This is a genomic window from Streptomyces sp. NPDC059900 (genome assembly GCF_050270335.1).
In the GTDB taxonomy this organism is placed as follows: Bacteria; Actinomycetota; Actinomycetes; order Streptomycetales; family Streptomycetaceae; genus Streptomyces.
Genome location: NZ_JBNNJZ010000543.1, coordinates 1 through 5380 on the forward strand (window position 1 = coordinate 1; position 5380 = coordinate 5380).

Annotated in this window: 5 protein-coding genes; 3 read left to right on the plus strand and 2 right to left on the minus strand. The window is 70.0% G+C overall.

Annotation, left to right across the window (positions count from 1 at the left end):
• A partial coding sequence (locus ACQKIP_RS38555) for a DUF2867 domain-containing protein (RefSeq protein WP_427745212.1) occupies positions 1-1335 on the minus strand: 1335 nt, incomplete at its 3' end.
• Between the two features lie 101 nt (positions 1336-1436).
• Positions 1437-2426: a LacI family DNA-binding transcriptional regulator gene (locus tag ACQKIP_RS38560; protein WP_365859693.1), complete on the minus strand. Its 990-nt coding sequence runs from the start codon at positions 2424-2426 to the stop codon at positions 1437-1439.
• A gap of 324 nt (positions 2427-2750) precedes the next feature.
• Between ACQKIP_RS38560 and ACQKIP_RS38565 the strand changes: the two genes are divergently transcribed.
• The 3 genes from ACQKIP_RS38565 to ACQKIP_RS38575 form a co-directional block, all read left to right on the plus strand.
• Complete coding sequence (locus ACQKIP_RS38565) at positions 2751-3677, plus strand: carbohydrate ABC transporter permease (RefSeq protein WP_365859694.1); 927 nt, start codon at positions 2751-2753, stop codon at positions 3675-3677.
• A 4-nt stretch (positions 3678-3681) separates the two neighbouring features.
• Positions 3682-4650 (plus strand): carbohydrate ABC transporter permease, encoded by a 969-nt coding sequence (locus ACQKIP_RS38570; RefSeq protein ID WP_365859695.1) that lies wholly within the window; start codon positions 3682-3684, stop codon positions 4648-4650.
• Positions 4651-4739: 89 nt separating this feature from the next.
• The coding region (locus ACQKIP_RS38575) for an ABC transporter substrate-binding protein (RefSeq protein WP_427745213.1) at positions 4740-5380 on the plus strand (641 nt) is incomplete at its 3' end.

Below are 5380 nucleotides of genomic sequence, written 5' to 3' on the forward strand. Positions count from 1 at the left end.
CGCGTACATCTCCAGCCAGGCCAGGCCCGGCAGCCTCATCTCGGCGCGCAGCCGCAGGAGCCGTCCCGGTTCGATCTCCTCGACCCGCCAGAAGTCCAGCGAGTCACCCACCCGAAGACGCTGGGCGTCACGGCGGCCCCTGCGCAGCCCGACCCCGCCGACGAGCCGGTCCAGCCAGCCGCGCACGGCCCAGGCCAGCGGGAAGGAGTACCAGCCGTTGTCGCCTCCCACGCCTTCCACGACGCTCCAAAGGGCCTGCGGCGAGGCGTCCACGGTCTGTTCCCGGCGGTCGGTGTAGAGGCTGCCGCCTGCCCAGTCGGGGTCGGTGGGCAGCGGGTCGCTGGGCGCGCCGGGCAGCGCGGCGGACGACCACCGGGTGCTGACCTTGGCCTCCTTGACGCGTTCCAGGGCCAGGGCGAGCGCCCGGTCGAAGGTGATCGGGACGCCGGGTGCGTCGGGGACGTACCGCGCGATGTCGTGCTCGTGGCAGATGACCTCGTAGCGCAGCGATTCCGCGAGCGGCCGGGCGATCGACGCCGGTACGGGGGTGATCAGGCCGACCCAGTGGCTGGAGAGGCCGGGGCTCAGCATGGGGACCGGCAGGATGAGGCGGTGGGGCAGCTTCGCCACGACCGCGTACCTGCGCATCATGTCGCGGTAGGTGACGACGTCGGGGCCGCCGATGTCGAACCCGCGGTTGACGTCGTCGGGCATGGTGGCGCTGCCCACGAGGTAGCGCAGCACGTCGCGCACGGCGACCGGCTGGATGCGGGTGCTCACCCAGCTCGGCGTGACCATGACCGGCAGGCGCTCGGTGAGGTAGCGCAGCATCTCGAAGGACGCGGAGCCGGAGCCGATGATCACCGCGGCGCGGAGCATGGTGGTCGGTACGCCGGACTCCAGGAAGATCCGGCCCACTTCGGCGCGGGAGCGCAGGTGCGGCGAGAGCTCCTCGTCGGGGACGCCTTCGGGGGTGAGTCCGCCCAGGTAGACGATGCGCCGCACGCCCGCGGCGCGGGCCTGCTCGGCGAAGATCCGCGCCGACTTGCGGTCCGTCTCCTCGAAGCCCGATCCGCTGCCGAGCGCGTGGATGAGGTAGTACGCGACGTCGATGTCCCGCATGGCCGAGCCCACCGACTCGGCGTCCGACGCGTCGCCCCGCACCACTTCGGCCTGCCCGGCCCAGGGGTAGTCGCGCAGCTTGCCGGGCGTGCGGGCCAGGCACCGCACCTGGTGTCCGGCGTCGAGCAACTCGGGAACGAGCCGCCCTCCGATGTATCCGGTCGCTCCGGTCACCAGGCAGCGCAGCCCCTGCGCACCTTCGCCGCTGTCCATCGGTACCTCCGGCCTCGAACGATGTTCTCGCCTACCCACCTTCCCCCGGTTGTGCGGTGCAGCGCGCGATCAGCACGGTGAGTCGGGGACGGCGGCCGGTGTCAGCGGGCAGGGGGCCGTGCGGTGCTCCGGCGCAGGACGAGGCGCGTGGGCACCAGCGTGGTGCCGCGCTCGGGGGCGCTCTGCCGCATCTGGCGCAGCACTCCCTCGACGCAGCGGCGCCCCACTTCGGCGAAGTCCTGGTGGACGGTGGTCAGGGGAGGCTGGAAGGAGCCGGACTCGGGGATGTCGTCGAAGCCGATGACGCTGACGTCGTCCGGCACCCTGCGGCCGCGTTCGTGCAGGGCGCGCAGCAGGCCGAGGGCCATCTGGTCGTTGGCGGCGAACACCGCCGTGCAGTCCTCCTGATCGGCGATGCCGAGCCCTGCCCGGTAGCCGGACTCCGCCGACCAGTCGCCGAATACGAGGCCGGGCGCGGCGCACCCGGCCTCTTCGAGCGTCGCCCGCCAGGCGTCGGCGCGGCGTTGCGCGGCATAGGAGTCCTCGGGCCCGGCGAGGTGCCACACGGTGCGGTGGCCGAGGCCGAGGAGGTGCCGGACGGCGTCGCGGGTGCCGCCCGCCTGGTCGGTGTCGACCACGGTGTAGCGGTCCCCCGCGTCCGAGTCGGCCACCACGACCTGGACATGGGGAGGCAGCGAGAGGGCCGCCGCGTCGAGCAGGTGCTTCTCCATGATGACGATGACGGCGTCGACGGCGAGTTCCCCGAGGCGGGAGAACGCGCCGCGCACCTCGTCCTGGGTGGGGACGGCGACGGGCAGCAGGGTGACGGCGTACCCCTCCTGTGCCGCACAGGTGGCGATCGCGTCGATGGTGCGGACGTTGCCGGTGGTGGAGAGCGTGAAGGTGATCAGGCCGATGGTGCGGAACTCGCCGCGTTTGAGGGCGCGGGCCGCGCTGTTGGGCCGGTAGCCGAGTTCCTTCATGGCGGCGAGCACCTGCTGCCGGGTCTCCTCGGTGACGCCCGGGTACCCGTTGGAGACCCGCGAGACGGTCTGCGAGGAGACGCCGGCGACGCGCGCCACGTCGGCCATGGACGCGCTGTGCCCGCGGCGCGCGGCCCGTTTTGCCGGGGTGCCGTTCGCCGGGGCGCTCTCTGTTGCTTCCACTGTTTCCCTCGCCGCGTGTTTTCCGGCCGCTGCGGACGGCCTCGTGTCCGTGTTTTCGGACGGCCTCGACCGTCTTCGGGGCGACCCTTGACCGTCGCCGTCGAGGCAGTGTAGACATTCCGCCACCGAATGTTTACGCAAACATAACACCCCGCGACGCCCTGCCCGGGCCCTTGTCGCGGCGCAATGTTTACGCAAACATCGGCGGCCGTGCGACGCCGGCTCCGAGATGGACGAGCGAGGAACGACATGACGACGCTTCACCTTCAGCGAGCCGCGCAGCGGCGCACGTCCCGACCATCGTCACCGCGCAGGCGCCGTTCCCTGGCGGGCTGGGGATTCATCGGCCCCTTCGTGGCGGTCTTCGCCCTTGTCTTCCTGGCCCCTCTCGCCTACTCGGTCTATCTCAGCCTCTTCCGCGACCAACTCATCGGCGGCACCACGTTCGTGGGCCTGGACAACTACCGGCAGGCCTTGCAGGACGGCCAGTTCTGGGCAGCACTGGGACGGGTCTCGCTCTTCCTCGCGGTGCAGGTCCCGATCATGCTGGGCATCGCCCTGCTGGTGGCCCTCGCCCTGGACAGCGGCCGCCTGTACGGCAAGGACTTCTTCCGGATCTCGGTCTTCCTGCCCTATGCCGTGCCCGCCGTGGTGGCCTCGCTGATGTGGGGCTTCCTGTACGGCACCCGCTTCGGGCTGGTGGGCGACATCAACGACGCCCTGGGCGTCTCGCTGCCCGACCCGCTCTCGCCGGATCTGGTCCTCGCCTCCATCGGCAACATCGTCACCTGGGAGTTCACGGGCTACAACATGCTGATCTTCTACTCGGCGCTGCGCGTCATCCCGCACTCCCTGTACGAGGCCGCCCAGATCGACGGCGCGGGTCAGCTGCGCGTCATCACGGCCATCAAACTCCCCGCGATCCGCGGCGCCCTGGTCATCGCGACGATCTTCTCGATCATCGGCAGCTTCCAGCTCTTCAACGAGCCGAGCATCCTGCAGAACCTGGCGCGCAACTCCATCACCACCGACTTCACCCCGAACCTCTACACGTACTCGCTGTCCTTCGCGGGCCAGCAGCAGAACTACTCCGCCACGGTCGCCATCGTCATGGGCCTGATCACCATGGTCATCGCCTACGCCGTCCAGCTGCGCGGCATGCGCAAGGGAGCGTGACCCGATGACCGGACCGAGCAGCCCCGTCACCACCGCCTCCCCCGCCCGTCCCGCACCCGCCCGCGCTCCGCGCGCCGCACCCCGCCTGCGCACACCCCGGGTCCGCACGGCACGGCGGCACACCGCGGACCGCCCCCGGCGCAGCGTCCTGCTCACCGTGCTCACCGGCCTGGTCCTGCTCTACAGCCTGGTGCCGCTCCTCTGGCTGGTCATCAGCGCCACCAAGACCCAGGAGGGCCTGGCCGGTTCGTTCGGCCTGTGGTTCGGCGGGGACTTCGCGCTGTGGGACAACATCGCCGAGACCTTCACGTACAACGACGGCGCCTTCACCCGCTGGTTCCTCAACACCGTTCTCTACGTGGTGGTCGGGGCCGGGGGCGCCACCTTCCTCGCGGTCCTCGGCGGTTACGCGCTCGCGAAGTTCGGCTTCCCCGGCAAGCGCGCCGTCTTCGCCGTCGTCATCGGCGCCGTCGCCGTGCCCGGTACGGCGCTTGCGGTGCCCACCTTCCTGATGTTCAGCAAGATGGGCCTGACGGACACCCCCTGGGCCGTCATCATCCCCTCGCTCATCTCGCCCTTCGGCCTCTACCTGATGTGGGTCTTCGCCACCGAGGCCATCCCCGCCGAGCTGATGGAGGCCGCCCGCATCGACGGGGCGGGCGAGCTGCGCACCTTCTTCCGGGTCGCCATGCCGCTGCTCGCGCCCGGCACCGTGACCGTCCTGCTCTTCACGATGGTCGCGACCTGGAACAACTACTTCCTGCCGCTGATCATGCTCAAGGACCCGGACTGGTATCCGCTGACCCTGGGCCTCAACAGCTGGAACGCCCAAGCCGCGACAGCGGGCGGCGATCCCGTCTTCCACCTGGTGATCACCGGTTCGCTGATCACCGTCCTGCCGCTGATCGCCGCGTTCCTGCTGCTCCAGAAGTACTGGCAGTCCGGACTCGCCGCCGGAAGCGTCAAGGAGTAGCCCCCGGCCGCCAGTTGCCCCGTAACGCTCCGCAGATTCCTTGTCGCCCACGAAGAACTTGTCGCCCACGAAGAAGTGGAAGCATCGCCATGCCCCAGAACACCCGCCGCCTGCTGCGCGGCATAGGACTCCTGTGCGCCCTCGCCCTGGGGGCGGCCGCCTGCGGCGGCTCCGACGACGGCGGATCCGACCAGAAGCAGGTCTCGTCCGCGGACATCGAGGCGGCCCTGAAGAAGGGCGGCAAGATCAAGGTGTGGGCGTGGGAGCCGACCCTGAAGAAGGTCGTCGCCGACTTCGAGAAGGAACACCCCGCGGTCGACGTCGATCTGGTGAACGCCGGCACCAACAAGGAGCAGTACACGGCCCTGCAGAACGCCATCTCGGCGAAGAAGGGCGTCCCCGACGTCGCGCAGGTCGAGTACTACGCGCTGAGCCAGTACGCCCTGACGAAGTCCGTCACCGACCTGACCCCCTTCGGGGCGGACAAGCTCGCCAAGTCCTACTCGCCGGGCCCGTGGAACGCGGTGAAGTCCGGTGACGGCGTCTACGGCCTGCCGATGGACTCCGGCCCCATGGCCCTCTTCTACAACAAGAAGGTCTTCGACAAGCACAAGATCAAGGTGCCGACGACCTGGGACGAGTACCTCGAGGCGGCCCGCAAGCTGCACAAGGCCGACCCGAAGGCGTACATCACCAGCGACACGGGCGAGGCGGGCCTGACCACCAGCCT